The sequence below is a fragment of the Blautia sp. AF32-4BH genome (assembly GCF_003460565.1).
Taxonomy (GTDB): domain Bacteria; phylum Bacillota; class Clostridia; order Lachnospirales; family Lachnospiraceae; genus Fusicatenibacter; species Fusicatenibacter saccharivorans.
The window spans coordinates 81,545-103,045 of the sequence record NZ_QTVL01000004.1; the positions used below are offsets into that span (position 1 = coordinate 81,545).

General features: G+C 49.4%; 21 protein-coding genes. 9 read left to right on the forward strand and 12 right to left on the reverse strand.

The annotated features are described in order from the left end of the window. Nucleotides 1-2 precede the first annotated feature (2 nt). Entirely contained in the window at nt 3-734 is a 732-nt protein-coding gene (locus DWZ44_RS06610) for an ABC transporter ATP-binding protein (protein ID WP_117804455.1), read from the forward strand. A gap of 2 nt (nt 735-736) precedes the next feature. Here DWZ44_RS06610 and DWZ44_RS06615 read toward each other — a convergent pair whose 3' ends face one another. Beyond that, nucleotides 737-1,717: a dipeptidase gene (locus DWZ44_RS06615; RefSeq protein ID WP_117804456.1), complete on the reverse strand. Its 981-nt coding sequence runs from the start codon at nt 1,715-1,717 to the stop codon at nt 737-739. Between the two features lie 285 nt (nt 1,718-2,002). On the opposite strand from DWZ44_RS06615, the gene DWZ44_RS06620 reads away from it, so the two are divergent. The 5 genes from DWZ44_RS06620 (at nt 2,003) to fucO (ending at nt 8,037) form a co-directional block, all read left to right on the forward strand. Next, a complete protein-coding gene (locus tag DWZ44_RS06620; protein ID WP_117510041.1) occupies nt 2,003-3,400 on the forward strand; it encodes an alanine/glycine:cation symporter family protein in 1,398 nt (465 codons plus the stop codon). A gap of 147 nt (nt 3,401-3,547) precedes the next feature. Next, on the forward strand, nt 3,548-4,636 hold the full coding sequence (locus DWZ44_RS06625) for a phosphoribosyltransferase (protein WP_117804457.1): 1,089 nt from the start codon (nt 3,548-3,550) through the stop codon (nt 4,634-4,636). Nucleotides 4,637-4,702: 66 nt separating this feature from the next. Next, nucleotides 4,703-5,947 carry a cytosine permease gene (gene codB, locus DWZ44_RS06630; protein WP_117804458.1) on the forward strand — a complete coding sequence of 415 codons (1,245 nt, stop codon included), beginning with the start codon at nt 4,703-4,705 and terminating at the stop codon, nt 5,945-5,947. A gap of 136 nt (nt 5,948-6,083) precedes the next feature. Continuing rightward, nucleotides 6,084-6,665, forward strand: a complete 582-nt coding sequence (locus DWZ44_RS06635; RefSeq protein WP_022462686.1) for a TetR/AcrR family transcriptional regulator C-terminal domain-containing protein — start codon at nt 6,084-6,086, stop codon at nt 6,663-6,665. Between the two features lie 223 nt (nt 6,666-6,888). Then, nucleotides 6,889-8,037: a lactaldehyde reductase gene (fucO, locus tag DWZ44_RS06640; RefSeq protein ID WP_055226239.1), complete on the forward strand. Its 1,149-nt coding sequence runs from the start codon at nt 6,889-6,891 to the stop codon at nt 8,035-8,037. Between the two features lie 238 nt (nt 8,038-8,275). Here fucO and tig read toward each other — a convergent pair whose 3' ends face one another. Then, entirely contained in the window at nt 8,276-9,511 is a 1,236-nt protein-coding gene (gene tig, locus DWZ44_RS06645; protein WP_158565835.1) for a trigger factor, read from the reverse strand. Between the two features lie 243 nt (nt 9,512-9,754). Between tig and DWZ44_RS06650 the strand changes: the two genes are divergently transcribed. Continuing rightward, complete coding sequence (locus DWZ44_RS06650) at nt 9,755-10,210, forward strand: hypothetical protein (RefSeq protein ID WP_117510035.1); 456 nt, start codon at nt 9,755-9,757, stop codon at nt 10,208-10,210. A gap of 148 nt (nt 10,211-10,358) precedes the next feature. Here DWZ44_RS06650 and DWZ44_RS06655 read toward each other — a convergent pair whose 3' ends face one another. From DWZ44_RS06655 to ispE, 7 genes are all read right to left on the reverse strand, one after another. Then, nucleotides 10,359-10,811, reverse strand: coding sequence for a DUF1934 domain-containing protein (locus DWZ44_RS06655; protein WP_022462143.1), 453 nt, complete (start codon nt 10,809-10,811; stop codon nt 10,359-10,361). Between the two features lie 39 nt (nt 10,812-10,850). Further along, on the reverse strand, nt 10,851-11,675 hold the full coding sequence (gene murI / locus DWZ44_RS06660; RefSeq protein WP_055221779.1) for a glutamate racemase: 825 nt from the start codon (nt 11,673-11,675) through the stop codon (nt 10,851-10,853). A gap of 197 nt (nt 11,676-11,872) precedes the next feature. Continuing rightward, nucleotides 11,873-12,619: a stage II sporulation protein R gene (gene spoIIR, locus DWZ44_RS06665; protein WP_117762086.1), complete on the reverse strand. Its 747-nt coding sequence runs from the start codon at nt 12,617-12,619 to the stop codon at nt 11,873-11,875. 96 nt (nt 12,620-12,715) lie between these two features. Further along, a complete protein-coding gene (locus DWZ44_RS06670; protein WP_117804460.1) occupies nt 12,716-14,452 on the reverse strand; it encodes a GerAB/ArcD/ProY family transporter in 1,737 nt (578 codons plus the stop codon). A gap of 3 nt (nt 14,453-14,455) precedes the next feature. Continuing rightward, the gene (locus tag DWZ44_RS06675) at nt 14,456-15,988 is read right to left on the reverse strand and encodes a spore germination protein (protein WP_117804461.1); all 1,533 of its coding nucleotides are present in this window, start codon (nt 15,986-15,988) and stop codon (nt 14,456-14,458) included. A 145-nt stretch (nt 15,989-16,133) separates the two neighbouring features. Next, a complete protein-coding gene (locus DWZ44_RS06680) occupies nt 16,134-16,847 on the reverse strand; it encodes a GntR family transcriptional regulator (protein WP_055221789.1) in 714 nt (237 codons plus the stop codon). Continuing rightward, nucleotides 16,834-17,715: a 4-(cytidine 5'-diphospho)-2-C-methyl-D-erythritol kinase gene (ispE, locus tag DWZ44_RS06685; RefSeq protein ID WP_117801837.1), complete on the reverse strand. Its 882-nt coding sequence runs from the start codon at nt 17,713-17,715 to the stop codon at nt 16,834-16,836. The genes DWZ44_RS06680 and ispE overlap by 14 nt, the downstream gene beginning before the upstream one ends. A 407-nt stretch (nt 17,716-18,122) precedes the next feature. Here ispE and DWZ44_RS06690 point away from each other — a divergent pair, with 407 nt between their 5' ends. Then, nucleotides 18,123-18,866, forward strand: a complete 744-nt coding sequence (locus tag DWZ44_RS06690) for an AzlC family ABC transporter permease (protein WP_022462149.1) — start codon at nt 18,123-18,125, stop codon at nt 18,864-18,866. Next, on the forward strand, nt 18,856-19,158 hold the full coding sequence (locus DWZ44_RS06695) for an AzlD domain-containing protein (RefSeq protein ID WP_330410127.1): 303 nt from the start codon (nt 18,856-18,858) through the stop codon (nt 19,156-19,158). Before DWZ44_RS06690 ends, DWZ44_RS06695 begins: the two co-directional genes overlap by 11 nt. Nucleotides 19,159-19,218: 60 nt before the next feature. Here DWZ44_RS06695 and DWZ44_RS06700 read toward each other — a convergent pair whose 3' ends face one another. From DWZ44_RS06700 to DWZ44_RS06710, 3 genes are all read right to left on the reverse strand, one after another. Continuing rightward, nucleotides 19,219-20,748: an alpha-N-arabinofuranosidase gene (locus DWZ44_RS06700; protein WP_117510029.1), complete on the reverse strand. Its 1,530-nt coding sequence runs from the start codon at nt 20,746-20,748 to the stop codon at nt 19,219-19,221. Between the two features lie 136 nt (nt 20,749-20,884). After that, nucleotides 20,885-21,079 (reverse strand): hypothetical protein, encoded by a 195-nt coding sequence (locus tag DWZ44_RS06705; RefSeq protein WP_055226225.1) that lies wholly within the window; start codon nt 21,077-21,079, stop codon nt 20,885-20,887. Further along, entirely contained in the window at nt 21,066-21,461 is a 396-nt protein-coding gene (locus DWZ44_RS06710; protein WP_330377069.1) for a BrnT family toxin, read from the reverse strand. The genes DWZ44_RS06705 and DWZ44_RS06710 overlap by 14 nt, the downstream gene beginning before the upstream one ends. Nucleotides 21,462-21,501 lie beyond the last annotated feature (40 nt).

A 21,501-nucleotide genomic window follows, 5' to 3' on the forward strand; every position in this document is an offset into this window, starting at 1 on the left:
CCATGGAAGAAATCAGTCCAAACAACATTCTGAAAGTCAGCCATATTTCTGCCTCCTATCAGGAGGGAAAGCAGAGAAAAACGGTGCTTCATGATATCTCTTTCGAGCTTCATGAAAATGAAATTCTCGGTCTCGTCGGAGAGAGCGGATGCGGAAAATCGACACTCTCCAAAGTGATCTTAGGATTTATCCGCCCAGATGAAGGCGAAATATTTTCGCAGGTCGACCATCCGCAGATGATTTTCCAGGATCCATTTTCTTCCCTGAATCCTGCGAAGAAAATCTCCTGGATTTTAGAGGAGCCGCTTCGGATGCAGAAGGTTCCAAAAGAAGAACGAAAAAAACGGGTTCTTGCGATGGCCGAAAGAGTCGGCCTCTCCGCAGAGCACCTGAAACGCCGCCCGCATGAGCTCTCCGGCGGCCAGCGCCAGAGAGTCAGCATCGCGGCCGCACTGATCCAGGGCTCACGCCTGATCCTTGCCGACGAACCGGTTTCCGCTCTCGATGTGACGATTCAAAAGCAGATCATGGAGCTGATGGTTCAGCTTCAGGAGGAGCTTCAGCTCTCGATTCTCTTTATCTCGCATGACCTCAACGTGATCTATCAGATGTGCGACCGGGTTCTCGTGATGAAAGAAGGCCGGATTGTGGAGAACGCGGAGACGGAAGAACTGTTTGCGCATCCGCAGAATGATTATACAAAGGAGCTTCTGGCGGCATCACCGGAGCTGTAGTTTTATTTCCAGCATTCTCTAAACACCCGAAGTACATTCTTGGAAAAGACCTTCTCGATCTCTTCATCGGTGAAACCGTCGTGGCTCATCACATCTGCGAGATGCTGCATATGCGCGGTGTCCGGCACATCCGTTTCACCACTGAAACCGTCAAAATCGGTTCCAAGGCCGATGATGTCGATGCCGCCGACGTTGCGCAGATATTTCATATGGCGTACCATATCCATCGTCGATGCCTTTTTCGCCGCCGGCTCCTCGCGCAGAAACGACGGACAGAAATTGATACCGGTGACGCCGCCACGCTCTGCGAGCTGACGAATCATTTCATCTGAAAGGTTTCGCAGATGGAAGCACGCACCGCGCGCATTGGAATGAGATGCAATGACCGGACCTCTCGTATGTGCAAAAACGTCGCGGATTCCGGCATCATTTAAGTGTGATAAATCGATCACTATGCCGAGCCGCTCCATCTCCTCGACAAAGGTAATACCGGTCGGCGTCAGCCCGTTTTCAAGATCCGGAAGATATGGCTTTCCCTCTTCCTGCGCCGGGTTTGGGAATCCGAGTTCATTCGGGAAGTTCCAGGTCAGTGTGGAAATCCGCACGCCGAGATCGTACATCGTATGCAGTTTTTCAATACTTCCCTCGTAAACACCACCCTCTTCGACGGTCATCACCGCGCCTATTTTTCCTTCCTTCTGTACCTGCATCAGATCCGCATACGTTTTGATCTGACAAATGCGGTCCGGATACCGTTCCACCTCTGATTTCCAGAGATCAGCCAGCTTTCTCACATGCTCAAACGGCGTTTCGTCTTTCAGTCCCTTCAGGAACGTAAACAAAGAAAAGCACTGGCAGAGGCTGCCGCCCTTTTCCAGCTTATCCAGATTGATCTGAAGATCCGCATCCGCAAGATGCTCCTGTTTTTCCTTCCACTGCAGCGCCGGGATGGTGTCGCAGTGCATATCAATTACCTGAAACATGGCAATAATCCTCTTTTCTGTTTTTTTTCTATTCTATCATATTTCGCTGCATTCCTTCACAAAAACTGGAAGAAAACGGAAAAAACCGCCTGGCTCATGGTAAACCCATAAGGCTAGAGAAAATATATCTTTCCGGAATCGCAAAAAATTTGGGGGTTCGCGTTTTTTCTCGAAAAAAACTTGCAAATCTCGTCTGAGATGATATACTTTTTGCATTGTGTTACTTTATGAAAGCACTGATCTTCCAAGAAAGTGCTTCTGCTTATGAAAAAGAAAGAGGTATCTATGCTCCAACTGATTGAAACCATCAACAATGCCGTGAACAATTTTATCTGGGGTGTTCCGGCTATGATCTGTATTTTCGGTGTCGGTCTTTACCTGAGTCTGCGCACCCGTTTTCTCCAGATTCGAAAATTCCCGTATGCGATCCGCACAACGCTCGGAAGAATGTTCCGCAAACGAGATGCTTCCGATGGCGCAATTACACCGTTCCAGGCGGTCTGTACAGCACTTGCCGCCACGGTCGGTACCGGTAATATTGCCGGTGTTGCCGGCGCTATCGCTATCGGCGGACCCGGTGCCGTATTCTGGATGTGGGTTTCCGCTCTGCTCGGCATGTGTACGAAATTTGCCGAGGTAACACTGGCTGTTTTCTATCACGAGAAAAATGCCAACGGGGAACTCGTCGGCGGACCGATGTATTACATCAAAAACGGTCTCAGCAAAAAATGGCATTTTCTGGCCTATCTTTTCGCTGCTTTCGGTGTACTGACTGTGTTCGGAACCGGAAATGCAACGCAGGTCAACACCATCACAACCGCAGTCAACTCCGCACTGATGAATTACCATGTGATCTCAAAGGACGCGGTCCCGACCTCCAACCTGATTCAGGGTATCATCATTGCGGCACTCGTAGCGCTGATCCTGCTCGGCGGTGTCAAACGGATCGCACAGGTAACAGAAAAGCTCGTTCCGTTTATGGCTCTGTTTTATATTGTCCTTGCCATCGGTGTAATTTTGCTGAACCTCAACCGGATTCCGTCTGTTTTCGTTTCGATCCTTGAGGGCGCCTTCCGTCCCTCCGCCGTTACAGGCGGTATCGTCGGAAGCATGCTTATGAGTGTAAAAAAAGGTGTGTCCCGCGGTATTTTCTCAAACGAGGCAGGTCTTGGTACCGGTTCGATCGCGCACGCCTGTGCCGACACAAAAAAGCCGGTCAAACAGGGTATGTTCGGTATCTTTGAGGTATTTACTGATACGATCGTGATTTGTACCTTAACTGCACTTGTTATTCTCTGCAGCGGTACTTCCATCACCTACGGACAGGCTGCCGGCGCAGAGCTGACCATCAGCGGTTTTACCCTTACATACGGAAACTGGGTTTCGCTGCTCACCGCGTTCGCGATGTGCTGCTTCGCCTTTTCCACGATTCTCGGATGGGGACTTTACGGTGCACGCTGCATCGAGTTTTTATTCTCCGAAAGAATCACAAAATATTTTATGGCCGCCTATGCGCTGGTTGCCATCCTTGGCGCCACCGCAAACCTCGGCCTGATGTGGAGCATTGCCGAGACCTTCAACGGTCTCATGGCGATCCCAAACCTGATTGCGCTCTTCCTGCTTTCGGGCAAGGTTGTGGAGCTTACAAAGGAATACTTTTCCGGAGAAGGCAAAACCCGGTAAAATTCCTTTTCTCGCGGCGCATTCCCTTCTTCTGTAAGAAAATCATGTAAATTCGCCTTTTCCCTTGACAATCAGGTTGCTACCCCTTACACTGTTAAAAGTTTATAACATGTTTACCAAAGAGGGAAAACCGGGAGGAACTTTTGAATGGAAAAATGGAATGAAGTAAAACTGGTGCCGGAGTTTTCGGAACAGGGCGTGGACTGCTATCGCCTCGCAGGCGGCGATTATGAGAACGAATACTATGTCGTTTCCGAAGCAGAGACAAGAAAGCTTCTGAACACACCGGAGGTTGTCGGATATGAGGTTTATCACTGCCTGATTCCGTCTACTTCACAGATGCTTTATTATTTTAAAGAGCAGGGAAAGGTAACCGCAGCCAACATCCTTTCCATCCTGCGCGGCGCTTTGAATTATCCGCTGGAGGAAAGCTGCTACCGTGAGCACATTCGTGTACATGACATCAGTTTTCTGTCAAGTGAGCGCGTCTTTAAAGAGGAAGAAATCGCAGGGCTGGAAATCAAATACAGCAAGCTGACGATGGTTCCGGGAAGTACACTTCTGATCGGCGATATCATCGCAACGGGTGAAACGCTGATCCACTGCCTGCGCTACGTAACCGATTTCTACCGTGAGCACGGTGCTTCCCTTCGCAACATTATCATCTTTACGATCGGCGGCACAACCGGAATCAAAATTCTGGAACGTCTCACAAAAGAAATCCGCGAGTTCTGGCCGGAGTTTGAAGGCTTTATCACCGTATATTACGAAGGAATCTTCAGCACCTATCAGGACAGGGGCGTATCTGGAATCAATCTGCCGGATGTCGATTTCTACTGGAAAGACGGTATCATTGCACCGGAGTTCCGAAGAGAAACGCTTTCCATGCGCGATCCTCTGTTTGAAAAATGCATCATCTACGATGGCGGTGCAAGACGCTATGAAATCCATGAGCATGTCGAGGAGGTTCTCGATTTCTGGAATAAAATGCTGGAGAAGGCCGACCGGATCGACTTCACCAGACTGCTCGAGGAGAAGCTCGGCTGCCCGCTTGGCGCATCCTACGAAGAGTGGATTCACATCAATCACTATGAAGAAATCGATGAACGTGTGACCAAATGGCTGTACCGCCAGGAAAAAGGCTATATTGCAAGCCTTGGCGATGCTACCCTGAAAGAAATTGCGGCTGAACGAATTGAAGAGTTTACCGCAGCACTTCGCAAATACATGCTGTAACAAAAAACCATTTCTTACGGTTCGCTGAATTTCGGCGAACCGTAATCACAGTTTTCAGGAGATATTATGGAAAAAGAAAAGAAAGTAAAAGATGTTGACTTCGCGGACAGCGCGGTTCCGTCTTCTGCCCGGAAAAATGTAGTAACCATGTTTATGATCATGCTTGGCTTCACCTTCTTCTCGGCAAGCATGTGGGTCGGCCAGCAGCTCGCTGACGGCCTCGATTTCTGGGGCTTTTTGGGATCACTGATCCTTGGTGGAATCATTCTTGGTATTTATACCGGTCTGCTCGGCTACGTCGGTGCAAAAACCGGTCTGTCACTTGATCTTTTGTCCCAGAGAGCCTTTGGCGAAAAAGGTTCCTATCTGCCGTCAGCCATGACCAGCTTTACGCAGATCGGATGGTTTGGTGTCGGTCTTGCCATGTTTGCAATTCCGGTTTCCAAGGAGCTGCTCGGCGGAAGCACTGCGGCACAGTGGGGACTTGTTCTTCTTGCCGGCGTCTGCATGACCGCCTCTGCCTATTTTGGTATTGAATCTCTGACCATCGTCAGCTATATCGCTGTACCAAGTGTTGCCATTCTCGGAACGATCGCCATGGTCATGGCCGTAATGAGAGGCGACGGAACGATCATCGATCAGTTTGCCAAATCCAGCGGATCTCTGACTATCATCGGCGGTGCCGGTCTTGTCATCGGCTCCTTCGTTTCCGGCGGAACCGCAACCCCGAACTTCGCACGTTTTGCAAAGGACGGAAAAGCGGGTGCCATCACCACGGTTGTGGCCTTCTTCATCGGAAACTCCCTTATGTTCTTCTTCGGTGCCGTTTCCTCGATCTTTGTCGGCGGAAACGATATCTTCGAGGTTATGGTCCGCCTGAACCTGTTCTACCTGGCTGTTCTCGTTCTCGGTCTTAATATCTGGACTACAAACGACAACGCTCTGTATACCGCAGGTCTTGGTCTTGCCAACATCTTCCATCAGAGGAAAAAACCGATGGTTCTCCTTTCCGGTATCATCGGAACGGTTGCCTCCGTATGGCTGTACTACAACTTCTGCGGCTGGCTCAACATTCTGAATTGTACCCTGCCGCCGGTCGGCATGATTCTGGTGCTCGCCTACTTCATGAACAAAAAGGACTTTGAAACCGATCAGCCGAAGCTTAAAACCGTAGACTGGTTTGCGGTTGCCGGTGTCATTCTCGGTGCCATTGTTGCGAACCTCTTATACTGGGGCATCGCTTCCATCAACGGCATGGTTGTTGCCGCTGTATGCTACTGTGTCGGTCAGGCCGTAAACAAAAGAAAATAAGCAAAATCGTCCTGAATATGTTCCTGTATCTTATCTCCGGAACATGTTCAGGGCTTTTTATTTTTTCGGATTCGCGTTATAATATATGCATAACTCTGCATAGTTACAATTTTCGAAGCGAAAGGAAACTACCCGGATGATCCATTCCACCGTATCTGCTCCCAAAGGAGAAAAAACAAAATACCGTCTTGCCGAATCCATGAAGGAGTGCATGAAAACAACACCCGTTGAAGAGATCACCGTGCGCCAGATCTGTGAAATCTGCGGTGTTACCCGCCAGACCTTCTACCGCAATTTTCTCGACAAATACGATCTAATCAACTGGTACTTTGATAAATTACTGACAAAATCCTTCGAACATATGGGGCGCGGAACGACCGTTTTTGACAGTCTGGAAAAGAAATTTACCTATATTCAGAAAGAAAAAGCTTTTTTCGCCGCTGCCTTCCGCTACGACAAGCAGAATTCTCTGCGTGAGCACGATTTTGACCTGATTCTCGCGTTCTACGAAAATCTGATTCACGAAAAAAGCGGCAGTCCGGTTTCACCGGAAATGCATTTTCTTCTCGAAATGTACTGTCAGGGTTCCATCACCATGACCGTAAAATGGGTGCTTACCGGCATGGATCTGACACCTTCCGAGTTTGCAGCTCTTCTCGTCCGGGCAATGCCGGAAGACTTAAAAAAACTGTTCCGGAATCTGCAGCTGCTCTCTTAGAGCGCGTGTCAAAGTGGGGCTTGCAGATTGCGGAAATGGTTTTTCAGACACTCTCTGGTTATTTTTCACAAATTTTGTTCTGTTGTTTTTGTCACAATGGCGATTTTTTTTAAAGTGTTACACTTCGCTTCTTCTGTCACTTTCTTTTTCCCTTCCGGATTTGTTAATATAATAACAAGTTCAGTAAAACCATTTATTCATTTTAGAAGGGAGTTTTTCAATCATGGCAAATCGTATTAATTTAAATGCAACCTCTTATCACGGAGCAGGCGCTATTGCCGAGATCGCAAATGAAGCAAAGGCACACGGCTTCAAGAAAGCTTTCGTATGCTCTGACCCGGATCTGATTAAATTCAACGTTACTTCCAAAGTAACCGATATTCTGACCGCAAACGGACTCGACTATGAGCTTTACAGCGATATCAAGCCAAACCCGACCATCGAAAACGTAAAACACGGCGTAGAAGCTTTCAAGGCATCCGGCGCTGACTATCTGATCGCCATCGGCGGCGGTTCTTCTATGGATACCTCCAAAGCAATCGGTATCATCATCGCAAACCCGGAGTTTGAGGATGTCAGAAGCCTTGAAGGCACTGCACCGACCAAAAATCCATGCGTACCGATCATCGCTGTTCCGACCACAGCCGGTACTGCTGCAGAGGTTACCATCAACTACGTTATCACAGACGTTGAAAGAAAACGTAAATTCGTATGCGTTGACCCGCACGATATGCCAATCATCGCAGTTGTTGACCCGGATATGATGTCCTCCATGCCAAAAGGACTGACCGCTTCTACCGGTATGGACGCTCTGACCCACGCAATCGAGGGTTACACCACAAAAGCTGCATGGGAAATGACTGACATGTTCCATCTCAAAGCCATCGAACTCATCTCCAAATCTCTGCGCGGTGCTGTCGCAAACACCAAAGAGGGACGCGAAGGAATGGCTCTTGGCCAGTACATCGCAGGTATGGGCTTCTCCAACGTAGGTCTTGGAATCGCTCACTCCATGGCACACACCCTTGGTGCTGTTTATGATACCCCACACGGTGTTGCATGTGCCATGATGCTTCCGATCGTTATGGAATACAACCAGGAGTGCACCGGTGAGAAATACCGCGAAATCGCACGTGCCATGGGCGTTACAGGTGTAGACGAAATGTCTCAGGAAGAGTACAGAAAAGCAGCGATTGATGCTGTTAAGAAGCTGTCCGCAGACGTTGGAATCCCATCTGTTCTCGAGGCAGTCAAAGAAGAAGATCTGCAGTTCCTTGCAGATTCCGCACACGCAGATGCCTGCGCACCGGGCAACCCGAAGGATGCAAGCGTAGAAGATCTGAAGGATCTGTTCCGCAAAATCATGGCGTAACGAACACAATTCGTTTCCCACATGCGAAGCGGATATTCGCAATCCGCTTCGCTACTTGCTCATAACTGAATAACTGTTCCGCAGTTTATCAGAAGGAGCTTGCACTCCTCCTGATACAAGCAAGTCCCCCCCCACTGCTTATTGCTTTTCGCAATGGAAGCAGGGGACTTACTTGATTCGGTTAAATCACCCCGGAAAACAGAAATTTTTATCCTGTTTTCCGGGGTGATTTCTCTTTTTATTCTACTGTATTTCCGTCTGCATCCACAGTCACAGTATTGACCGTTGCATTATCGAGAACCATATTGATCATGCGCTCCATCATGATATTGCGCACTACCGTATCTTCCCCGTAATAGTCATTGGCTGCCTTCAGGAAATCTTCCTGCGACATATTGGCATTGGCTGCCTCATCGTTTAAGATCTGCTGGTAATCCTGGTCATCTGTTGTCCAGCCTTCTGCCTCTTTTACGGCATCCAGAAGAAGGGCACTTTTTGCCATCGTTCCTGCATACGTTGCTTTCTCCTGATTGTAGGTCGCTCTGTCCGCATACTGCTCCAGATAGTCGTCCAGGGAAATGCCGTAATTCTGAAGATAAGCGGTATACCGTTTATCGTAATCTTCTTCGCCAAGGGTGATATAGGATTTCGGAATTTTGTGAAACGTACAGCCGTCTGCCACCTGCTGCATCGCGTCATTCTGCAGATTATTTTCCGCTGTCGTCTCATTTGCAGCCTCCAGCTCTGCGCGTTTTCCGGCACGGTATTCCTCCACAGTACTGTAATCTGTATTTTTTGCTACCCATGCATCATCGAGCTCCCATCCGTCAATGTTTTCTGCCGGGCGGGTAAACGCATTTACCGTAACGGTAAACACAACATCTTTTCCTGCCAGATCGGTACTCTGATAGCTGTCAGGGAATTTCAGGTTCAGATCCTTTGTCTCCCCTGTTTTCATTCCAATGACACCATCCTCAAATCCATCGATGAAGGTACCGGATCCGATCACCAGATTGTAGGAATCGCTGCTTCCGCCGTCAAACTCCTTGCCATCAACTTTGCCAACATAGGCAATATCGGCGGTGTCGCCTTTTTGTACGGTGGCATCCGGATCGTCCATGGTGACAGCTGTCTCTGCCATAATGGCCGTCTGTACGTCATCATCCGTTACCTGCTCTACTTTCTTTTCCAGTGTGAGCTTTTTGTAATCTCCAAGCGTTACACACTCTGCCGGATCAACTTCCTCATCGACAACCGGAATCCCGTCTACATCACTCGGGGAAGCGTATTCCTCAGAAGCTGTGCTGTCGGACGATGTGCTGCCTGCGCTCGACGCATCGGATGCTGAGGAAGCGCTTGTGCTGCTTGCGCTTGATACGGAACTGCTGCTTGTTGTATTGTTTTTTCCACATCCGCTCACACTGGCTGCTCCCAGTGTCATGAGCAGAAGCATGACTGCTGCTTTTCTTTTCATTCTTGAATTTTCCTCCATACTACGCCGTTCCCGGCGCGTTGTAAATCTCATTTTACCATACTTGTCTGGTAAAAAAAAGGCTGGGGCTCCGATTTTAGAAATTCTTATGATTTTCGACCGTAAAATCGCCTGGATTGCGCTAAAATGTGTTTGCGTTTTGCCGAAATCAATGTTAGAATGTTCATAGACTGGCATTGTATGTTCCGATGCCCACATTATTTTTTGCAGAGGAGGAATAGAGGGATGAAACCCTGGATTATCGTATTAATCGTATTAGCTGTCATCGCTGTCATCCTTGGTCTGCTGTATTACTTCGGTAAAAAAGCACAGACAAAACAGGCCGCACAGCAGGAACAAATGGAGGCCATGAAACAGACTGTCTCCATGTTGATCATAGATAAGAAAAAGCTTCGCATGAAAGATTCCGGACTTCCACAGATGGTCATCGACCAGACACCGAAAATGATGCGTCGTGCAAAACTGCCGATCGTCAAAGCAAAAGTCGGTCCGAGAATCATGACCCTGATCTGCGACGCTGCTATCTTCGATCAGATCCCGGTAAAAAAAGAAGTCAAGGCTACCGTAAGCGGTATCTATATCACCGGAGTTCGCGGCATCCGCGGTTCTTTAGAGCAGCCGGCAAAGAAAAACGGCTTCTGGCAGAAAATGCTCCGCAAGGCACGCGGCGAGGAAAAATAAAATTTCATCTGAAGCAAAAAGAAACACGCTTTGCGTGTTTCTTTTTGCTTTCGCGGCAGTCGCCAAGGTCTCGTGCAAGCCCGGACTTTGGCTCGTTGCTCGCGAAAATACCCGAGTTGAATGATTTTCATTCTTCCCGGGTATTTTTTTATAAATTCAGTTTTCCGCCTTCCCGCGGTCTTACCTCGATATCGATTACGCAGTCCCCCACGTAGCTGTCGTTGATGTCGAGCGCGTATTCTGCCTTCAGTAAAATCTGATCCGGCGTCTCTTTCATTCTGACCTTCGTCGCCGCAACTCCCATGTTGATCATGCCATATGGCGTATGATAAAACGAAATGTTCTTTTTATCCTCCTCAAAAATCATATGGACATCAATGAGGCCGCGCTTGCGCACCTCGAGGGCGTTTTCCGTAAATTTGATCATGTTGTGCGTCATCATGTCAAAGCCTTCGGTTGCCTCGTCGTAGATCAGAAAGTGATGGCCGTTTTTCTTGTAGTACGAACCCGTCGTCATAACCTCCACCGGTTCTTGTTCGCCGGATTCCTCATCCATCAGATACTGCAGTCCGCGGATGCTGATGAGTACGTCTTTTTCCATCCTTTTCTGATGTTCCTCTCTCTTTTCTGTATGTCGTTTTTAATAGTTTTCAATCTGTACCTGTTTCGTATCGCTGATCTGCTCCGGCAGAACGGAATGTGCGAAGGCATTGAACCGCTCCACGCCGTCGCTTGCGAAGAACTGGTATTTTTGACGGCCCAGCTCATCGTTTCCCGGATTCTCCAGATCCAGCTCCCGCAGCAGTCTGCGCAGTGCCTGTGAGGTTTCGTATGCCGGGTTGACGAGTGTTACTTTTTCTCCGACTACTTTCCGCAGCAGAGAACGCAGCAGCGGATAGTGGGTGCATCCCATAATCAGCGTGTCGATGTCTTTATCCAGAATCTCTGCCAGATAGCGGCGCGCCACTTCCTCGGTGATCGGATCTTTTGTCCAGCCCTCTTCCACGAGCGGCACAAACAGCGGACACGGTTTTCCGTAAACGGTGATCGCCGGATCTGCCTCGGTAATGAGCTGCTGGTAGAGGCCGCTCTGAATAGTGCTCTCGGTTGCGATGACGCCGACGCGCTTGTTCTGCGTCGTCTCGACGGCCATCTGTGCACCCGGTTTTACCACGCCGATGATCGGGAGATCAATCTCTTTTTCGATCGTATCGAGTGCCAGCGCACTTGCGGTGTTGCAGGCGATGACGATTGCCTTGACCTGCTGGGTTTCCAGAAAGTGTACGATCTGACGGGAATAACGGATGACGGTGTTCTTCGATTTGGAACCGTACGGCACACGCGCGGTATCTCCAAAATATACGATTCGTTCGTCGGGCAGGTTTCGCATAATCTCACGCACTACGGTCAGTCCGCCGACACCGGAATCAAAGACGCCGATCGGCGCCTGTCTGTCTGCTTTCATACTTTCCTCCATTTTTCATCCGGCATTACTTTTTTGTCATGCCGAATGGGGTTCATTTCTATATTTAATATATCTGAATTTTTACATTTCTTTTTTCATTTCACGACCCTGGTTAAAATAGGTCGCTGATACATTATTTTAACCCGAATGGAGGAATATTGCAATCATTTCTCTTGAAAGTCTTTCGAAAAATCCGCCTAACGCCAGAAAAACCGGAACGAAATCCAGTCACTTTTCAGGATTTCGCGGTAGGCGGCGTCACTCAACAGATTCTGCAGCGGAATCCGGCTTTTTTCGACTTTTTCTGCACTTTCGCCGTCCTCGTTTACGGGGCGCAGGGCATCCGAAAAGCAGATGGACGGGTACAGCATGCACCACCAGTTGTGCCCTTTGGCTCTGCCGATGTTGATCTGAAGAGCGTCGTACGTTCCGGCGGGGAGAATATAATTGCCCGTTTCTTTTTCCTCAAAACTGGCTTTTCCGTACGTTACGGTGATATCGTCAGTACTGCCTCCTGCGCGCAGCGTCTGAAGGGCGGCGGCACGGATGGAGGGCTCGTTTTCACGCAGGATTTCTTCGGTTTCTGCTTTTGTTTCGGCTCCGTGCAGGATCGTCTGCAGTTCTTCGGCAACGGCATCGCGTACCTGAAGCTTGATCTGCTGGTCGGAGGCGCAGTCGCTGTTGGCTCTTACGTGAAAGCGCACGATCTTTGCAGCGACTTCCTGCTGCAGACGGGACTCGCGGAGAAGATTGGCGGTTCCGGAAAGGATCAGCGCCGCAATGCAGACGGGGAGCCAGCGGCGGCAGAAAATTTGAAATGCCGCCTGGAATTGACTTCTATACTGGTTCCCAAATGTATTTCGGGGCTGCGCCTGCCTGTCCCTGGATTTCTTCTGTGTCTGATTTTGATTCCGTTTCCGGCTCTGTACTTTTTTCTCATTCATATGCTGCCTCCTGTTTTTTCCAGTTTTGCCGGATTTCAAAACTTTTATACACAGACACTCACTGCCCGCTCCGATATTCCATACACTTTAAACCTTTTACGGCGCTTTCGGAATCCACAGAATGCTCCTTTCGTTTTCCCACGCATAGCACAAGTCCGCCAGTGTCACCGCCTCTTTTCTTTTCACCCGGTTGTCATAAATTCCGCACAGGTACTCACCGACAGACTCCACCTGTTTTCCGTTCTGCTCCATGATATCTTCTGGTTTTTCTGCGTGAAACAGATAGGCACTGTGCCCAAGCGCACGGTCCTGTTCCAGGTACTTCAACAGTTCTTCCATCCGTCCCCGGTCACTGAGCAGTGCATCGGAAAATACAATCGCCTGGACGTGTCCGGTGTCGAGATCATATTCCTCTGTGCTGTCATATTGCTGCGCAATCTCCTCAAACGTCTCCGCTTCAAAGAACAGCGATGCGGGGTCCTCGTCGGTTCCCTCCTCCTGCTCATCCTTTCCCTGGCCGGTCACCACCGCAAGATTCGCAGGCGCATACCAGACGCGCCATTTACCGCCAGCCGTCTCCTTTTCTCCGCCGCTCTCACTGACCGCCGTCCCGGTTTCTTCCCCAGTTTCACTGTTTTCCGGCGCAGTCGCCTCTTCCGACACATAATCAAAGGCAACCGCCAGTGGATACAGCCGCTTTTCCGGCTCTACTGCCCCGCAGGATGACAGGAAAATCATACTGCCCAGCGCCAGACACACAAGCCGCAGTTTTTTCATATGCTTCTGGCAGAAGCCGAGCAGCACCGTGATGGCAAGAAAAAACGGAAAGTAACCGTATCGGACCGACCAGCCGCTTTCCGCGCATGACAGCAGCCATATAAAAAGCACTGTACCGATCCGTACATAGAGATTCTGCGGTTTCCACAGTCCCGTCTTCTCTCCGATCAGCGATACGTAAAACAGCAGACTTCCCAGTGTGAACAGCAGTCCCATCAAAAGAAATGCCATCCACAGAATATCAAACCGCTCCAGAAATCCACCCGGCAGGCTCGTTCCTGCCATTAACAGTAAGAGCGGGTCCTGCGCCGCAGCCGTGCCGCGCCGGCCGAAAACGCCGAGCAACGCCATGCTTCCTGCAATTACAAGAAGCCCCGTTTTCCAGATACTCTGCGTCACCGGAAGAATGACACTCCTGTGCTCTTTCTGCACATGCCCCAGTAAAAACGGCAGCAGCGCAATCGGTGTTCCATTTTCCAGTGTTCTCCACACATTCCACCCAAAAAGTATTCCGTTATCCACAATTTCAACAGACTTTGCTGTCTTCCAGGCATCCTCAAACGAGGAAAAATGCATCTGCGGAACTGTCAGCAGAAGCAGAATCAAAATCCCGCCCACAATCCACGGATAGAGTGCTTCCGCCAGCCGTCCTCTTTTCTGTACTTCACTGCCGACACCAAACCCGGCCGCCGCGAGCAGAAACAGTCCGCAGAGCTCCTGCGGTACACCCGCTGTCAGATACGCGGCGGCAAGCTCCGCCATTCTGCGAAGCAGTGTTCCGCCGAGGAAAAGCAGATAACACAGATGCATCACTGCCAGAAGGAGTTTCCCAGCCTTTCCCATCACGCTTTCCAGGCGGCAGTAAAGCCCGCCAAGGCGCACGAGATAAATGCACCACACCGCCAGCAGCCCATATCCAACGAAAATCCCTGCCATACCGGGCAGGCCGTCCGATGCGCCGTACGCCGCGAGCTGCCAGAACGCCGGGCAGAGCAGAACGAGCACGATCTGGCGTTCCATCTGGCGCTGTGAAATTCTGTCATTTTCCGAAAACATGCGTCACTCTCCCCTTTCCTGTTTTTCTTCCGGCTCCGCAGCTTTTCTGTTTTTCCGCAGCCGCACTCTCTGATCGCGCTTTGTAAAGACCGGCCGCTCCCGCATCTGATGCAGCGGGGGCCGCCATACGGAATCCTTCGGCGCATGGTAGCCCGCAAGTCCTTTCCCGACAAACGGCATCAGATAGGGAATACCAAAACTCATAAGCCCGGCGAGATGACCTGCGAGAAGAAACGTGCCGAGCGCCATGCCGAAAATGCCGAGCCATCCGCCGAGCAAAATGAAGCCGAATTTCAGCAGCCGGAACGGCGCACCGAACTCTTCGTTCGGAATCGCCAGCGAACAGAGCGCCGAAACCGCAACCACAACGACGGTCATCGGGCTCACCAGATTGGCGGAAACCGCTGCATCTCCGATGATCAGCCCGCCCACAATTCCGATCGTCCCGCCAAGCGGCCCCGGCATGCGCACACCGGCCTCGCGGATCAGTTCAAAAGCAAATTCCATCAGAAGAATTTCCAGAATGCCGGGGAACGGAACGCCTTTCCGCGCTTCGGCGAACGCCAGCAGGAGTTTGGTCGGAAGCACCTGCGTGTGAAAGCCCGTGACAGCCAGGTATCCACCCGAAATCCACAGGGCGAGAAAGACCGCCGCATACCGCAGCAGCCGCTCAAATGAGACGATCAGAAAATGATGATACCGGTCCTCACTGACCTTTAAAAAGCTGTCAAATGATGCCGGGAAGAGAATCCCGACCGGGGAATTATCACATAAAAGCAGGATTCTTCCGTCCAGAATCTCCATCGCCGCGCGGTCCGGCCGTTCGGTCGTCTCGAAGCGCGGGAACGGCGATTTCCACTGCGGTTCGCAGAGCTGCTCGACCATGCCGCTGTCAAAAACGCCGTCCACTTCCCAGCCGGCAATCTGCTGTTTTACCTCTTCCAGAAATTTCGGATAAATCAACTCTTTCTCATACACCAGAGCCAGAACCGTATCAGAACGCGCACCAAAATGTATCTCCTCCACTTTCAGATCGATGGTCCGCAGACGCTTGCGGACGAGTGCCGTGTTGGTTTTGACAGAGTCGGAAAAACCTTCGTTAGAGCCGCGCAGCACTTTTTCGGACTCCGCTTTTTGCACTCCTAAATTGGGATAACCCTTCGATCCGATCTTGACTGCACGGTCATAATGATCCACAAAAAGAATTGCATTTCCCGCAAGCATGGAAGCGAACGCAGCTTCCATAGTGTCAAATTCCAGTGCATCCGAAATTCCGAGCCGATTTTCCGAGAGAACCCCCGGGATATCTGCCTCGGGAACCTCCATCAGACGGTTCAACAGCTTCCCGATCACGGAATCCTTCAACATAACGCAGCTCACCGCCACTTCTACGTAGATCAGCAGCGCACCGGTTCCGCCCGTTTTGCCGAGTTTCATCGGGCGGATCTGAATATCATCGCAATTTTCACACCATGTACGGATCACGCTTTCATTTTCCGCCAGTGTGAGTGAAATCTGCGTCTTCTCTTTTTCCATGCCTGCGTCCCTCCTTCTCCTCCTTTTGAAAGCTTCCGAAAAACCATCTGGAGAAATATACTCTGCAAAATTCCATAAAAAAACATTCTGTCACGATTTTTTTACTCTGTAACAGAATGTTCCTTTTTCGAAATTTTATACGCTTTTATTTTTCTTCTACACCCGTCATGCTCTGGTGATGTACGGTCTGCATAATACTCTCCTGCTGTCGCTCGATATGCTCGCGGATCATCTTCTGTGCGCCTGCAAGATCCCGATTTTTCATACGTTCATAGAGGGCATCGTGCTCCTCGACCAGGGAACGTCGGGATTTTACATCCTTTAAATATTCAATCCGGTAACGGTACATTTGCTCCCGCAGATTGTTCAGCAGCTGAATCAGGCGCTCGTTGTTCGTCGCCTGATAAATCACATCATGGAATGCCACATCTGCCTGTGCAAGCTTCTGCAGATCATCCGTCTCTGTTGTCTCCAGCATTTGTTCAAAGCTGCGCGATGCCTGATAAAGCTTCTGCAGTTCGCTCTCTGTAATCCGCTGACACGCCAGTTTTACCGCCAGCTCCTCGAGTCCGAGCCGCACCTCCAGCACATCGTTCAGATCTTTTTCCGTGATCTGCGCCACCTGTGCACCCTTTCGCGGCACCATGATTACAAGGCCATCCAATTCCAGCATGCGAATCGCTTCACGGATCGGTGTACGTGAAACGCCGAGCTGATTTGCCAGCCGGATCTCCATCAGCCGTTCACCCGGCTTTAACTCCCCGCGCAGAATCGCCTGGCGCAGCGTGCGGAACACGACATCGCGGAGCGGAAGGTACTGATAATCCTCCATCTGCAGGTCTAACTCATTTTTTGCCATACTTTGTACCTCCCGGTTTTGATACAGTAGTCAGGAATGTCTGTTTCGACAGTCCGCTTATTTTTAACTGATCGCGGGCAAATTCTGCCTTGTCCGGATCGTCGAAAATGCCGAATACGGTCGGGCCGCTGCCGCTCATCATCGCATTGACCGCACCGTTTTTCATCATCTGTGCCTTGATCTCATCGATCACCGGATACGCCGGACACGTCACGGATTCCAGCACATTTCCCATGCGGTCCGTGATGCCGTACAGGTCATGATTTCGGATCGCCTCTACCATGCCGTCGATATCCGGATGCTCCGTCACCTCATCAAGATGCAGGTTTCCATAGACAAATTTCGTCGAAACATTGATGCCCGGTTTTCCGATCAGCACGTAGCACATCGGTACGCCGGGAAGGGATGTCAGCTTTTCGCCGATTCCTTCTGCCAGCGCCGTACCGCGCATCACACAGTACGGAACATCCGCTCCGATCTGCACACCCCGCTCCATCAGCTGGCGTTTTGTCAGACCAAGCTGAAACATGCGGTTAATTCCTACCAGTGCTGCTGCCGCATCCGAGCTTCCGCCCGCCATGCCGGCCGCTACCGGGATAAATTTTGTCAGGTTCATATCGACTCCCTGATGGATATCAAATTCATCCATCAGAAGCTTTGCCGCTTTGTATACGAGATTTCCGTCATTACACGGAAGGAACGGCAGATTGGTTGTCAGCCTTATGCCAGGTTCTTTTCTCTCCTTTATTTCCAGCTGATCGTACATCTGGATCGTCTGCATTACCATGCGGACTTCATGGTAACCATCCTCTCTTTTTCCGGTCACATCAAGACCAAGATTTATTTTTGCAAGCGCACGCAGTTTCATCGTAGGCACCACCTTCGGTAATGTTTTTTGTATACATAGATATTAATGGATTTTTCTTCTATTTTCAAGCGTTATCTTCTGTTTTTGTACATAATTTTATACAATTCAGTTCAACAGACTTAGAAACGCAGGCGTAAGCAGTGGCTGCGTGAAACGAACAAGAACAAAATAAGAGTTTACGAACCTGTCGAAACTTGCTATAATTTTCATCAGATATCAGGGCAAAAGATCAAAAAGCCGGTGCAAGCTCGCTTGCAAGAGGATTTTTGATCTCTTGACCCCAACATTTTTGCCAGATGCCAGAGCATGTCTGAAAAAAACTTTTCGTAAGCTGCGAATCTCAGATTGCGGAAATGATTTTTTCAGACATGCTCTAGCTTCTGCGAAGGAAAAGGAAGTAGCTTTTTATGAGTTCACAAAGATCTTATTCATTTTCCCGCCAGGTTCTGGTCAACGGAATCCGCGATGGCATTCCGATCGGGCTTGGCTATTTTGCGGTCTCGTTTTCGCTCGGCATTGCAGCGCGTAAGGCAGGTCTTAGTCCTTTTCAGGGCTTTCTCGCCAGTCTTTTCAACAATGCTTCCGCCGGAGAATACGCTGCCTTTACACTGATTGCCGCCAACGCAGGCTATCTGCAGGTCGCTATCATTACGCTCATCGCCAATGCGCGGTATCTTCTGATGAGCTGTGCGCTTGCCCAGCGCTTTTCGCCGGACACGCCGTTTTTCCACCGTTTTCTCATTGGTTACGATGTAACGGATGAACTGTTTGGCATCACAATCGCGCGCCCGGGCTGGCTGAATCCGTATTATACATACGGTGCCATTCTCGTCGCTGCTCCCGCGTGGTCGATCGGCACGGCTCTTGGTATTATTGCCGGAAATCTGCTGCCGCTGCGCGCTGTCAGTGCCTTAAGCGTGGCGCTGTACGGCATGTTCCTTGCAATCATCATTCCCCCGGCGCGAAAGAGCCGTGTGGTAGCGGGTCTTGTTGCCGTCAGCTTTTTCTTAAGCTTTATCTGCAGCTATCTCCCGGGCATCTCCACTCTCTCCGACGGAACCAGAACGATTCTGCTCACCGTTCTGATTTCCTGCGCCGGAGCTATCCTGTTCCCGGTAAAGACAGAGGAGGAAAATGCTGATGTACAATAATTATATCTATATCGCCGTCATGGCTCTGGTTTCCTACACAATCCGGATTCTGCCGCTGACGCTGATCCGGAAGCCGATTAAAAATCAGTTTATTCAGTCGTTTCTGTACTACGTTCCATACGTGACGCTGTCAGTCATGACCTTCCCGGCGATTGTCCATGCAACACAGAGCCCTGTTTCCGGCGCACTCGCGCTTGTCGTCGGCATCGCAGCCGCATGGTTCGGTGCAAGCCTGTTTCAGGTTTCGGTGGCATGCTGTGCCGTGGTATTTGTGATTGAATTGTTTTTGTAATAGAAATGAGCCGCCCTGTGAGAACAATCCTTTTCCCCGGGGCGGCCCGTTTTGTATGTATTACTTTTCTGTTTCTGTTTTTCTGAAATGATAAACGCTGACCGAAGCCGCCGGCAGTGCAATCTGGAAGGAGTCTTTTTCCCGTGCAGGTGCTTTTCCTTCTTTGCAGCGGACTCGGTTCGGATGTTTCGCATCGTTGTAGTTCTGCGGATCTTGGGAGTACAGTGTTTTGGCCTCAACAAATTCCGGATACTGTTTGAATTTCAATTCGATTTTCTTTGATTCGCTGTAGCTTGTATTTACGAGGTTGACGTAGATATCATCATTTTTGATCGAAGCAAAGATGCAGACCTCAGGATCTTTGTTCTTTTCCTCAAAGCCAAGCGTATACGCACCCTGATGCACCTGATACATATCGAACACATCGTAGTTTGGTGTCAGAATACAATGCTCACCATCCGTCAGGAACAGGGAATTCAGGACATTGACAGACTGTGCCACACATGCCATGCGCACATCCCCTGTATTGCGGTGGAAGATGTCGAGCGTCAGTGCAGTTGTAACGGCATCGCGCATCGTACACTGCTGATACAGCGCCGGGCGTGCATTAAACGCACTGCTGTGCCAGTTTCCCCACTCACCGACAATCAGTTCACATTTTCTCGGTGCCGCCTGAAACGGACCCTCCGGTTTCGGAAGTGCCTCAAGACCAGCGTCTATCAGGCGGCGCTGCTCGTGAATGACATTTTCCAGCTCTTTGCATCCATTGATCACATCATACCACTGTTTTTCATCAAACTTTTTCTCTGTCTGAAGCTGTTTCAGATTCCAGTTGTAAAAATGGAGATCATAGCCGTAAAGCGATGGCATACGGTATTTTCCCATCTCCTTAAAAAAGTCTTTCGTCCACGCAGCACGTTCTTTCGGCTTATTTCCATCCGGGCCGCTGGCGATGCATTTCATGGAAAATGCCTGATCGCCGCCTCCAAACGACGGACAGGAGGAACTGAATTTCCGGTATTCGTTCGCATACATCTGCGGCGTCATTTTTCCACCACCGTCCCATACTTCATTTCCGATACCCCAGTATTCAATCTCGAACGGTTTTTCATGGCCGTTTGTTTTTCGTTCCTGCGAAAGTGCCGTCGGCTCTTTGCGGTTACAGTACTCCATCCACTCTCGCATCTCGGATGGAGAGCCGGTCATCATATTGATATTAAACCATGGCTTCGCGCCGATCATCTCGCAGAATTCCATCATCTCGTGCGTACCGAACTGATTGGGATCCGTCTCGAAAGTACCGAAGTTTTCATTGTATGTAACCGGCCGCTGCTCCCGCGGACCTATGCCGTTCCGCCAGTGATATACATCCGCAAAACATCCGCCCGGCCAGCGGATCACCGGCGGGTGCAGCTTCTGAAATGCATCCACAAGGTCTTTTCGGATTCCATGATAATTCGGAATCTCCGAATCCTCTCCAACCCAGATTCCATCATAAATACAGGAGCCAAGAAACTCTATAAAGTGTCCCTGCAGTTCCGGGTAAATATATTTTTCTCCAGCTAATTTTCGAAACGTAATCTTCTGCATAAAAATCCTCCAAATGAAAGCGTGATGTGTATTTTTGCTACTTTTCAGTATAGGACACTTTAAAGGAAAATACAATTTATTCTGAAAAGATCTCCGTAAAACTAGGATTTTCTGGTTTTACGGAGATCACAAATTTTTATGCTCTTTTTTTGCCTGCTCCCCTCGGCGGATTTACCCGTCGAAATTTTAGCGCCCGTTCTGGAGTCGTTTCCGGACAATCTTCATCAAATACAATAGGTTTTTCTTTTGCTGCTTTTAGTTCCCTTAATTCTTCTTCTGAAAAAGCGAGTTCTTTTATCAGGCTTTCTGTCATTTCTTTAGTATTTACCATAATAAAGCCCCCTTTCAAAATTGGTTGCATATCTTGCGGAGATTAATCTTGTCACATCTATTTCTGCCCCATTTTCATTTTTCCGTATTCTTTCCGTATACACTACAAACAAAACATCATCACTTTTTATATTTCCAATCATAATCTCTGTATTACGCTCTATTTGCGCTGTCCCTGCAGATAAATCACCTATGATATCATATCGATCTTCAACATTACTATTTTCCTCATCATAATATTCTATTCGATCATAATCAAAAAATACACGGGCAGCACTTTTAAATGAAATTCCATGTTTTTCTATATTAATTTTATTCTTTTTCTCATCATATTCGAAAATCATTCCACCAAGTGAAAATGTTACAGTTTTGCTATTCTCCAATGATTACCTCCGATTTCAGTATTTTACTGTTTTTATCGTA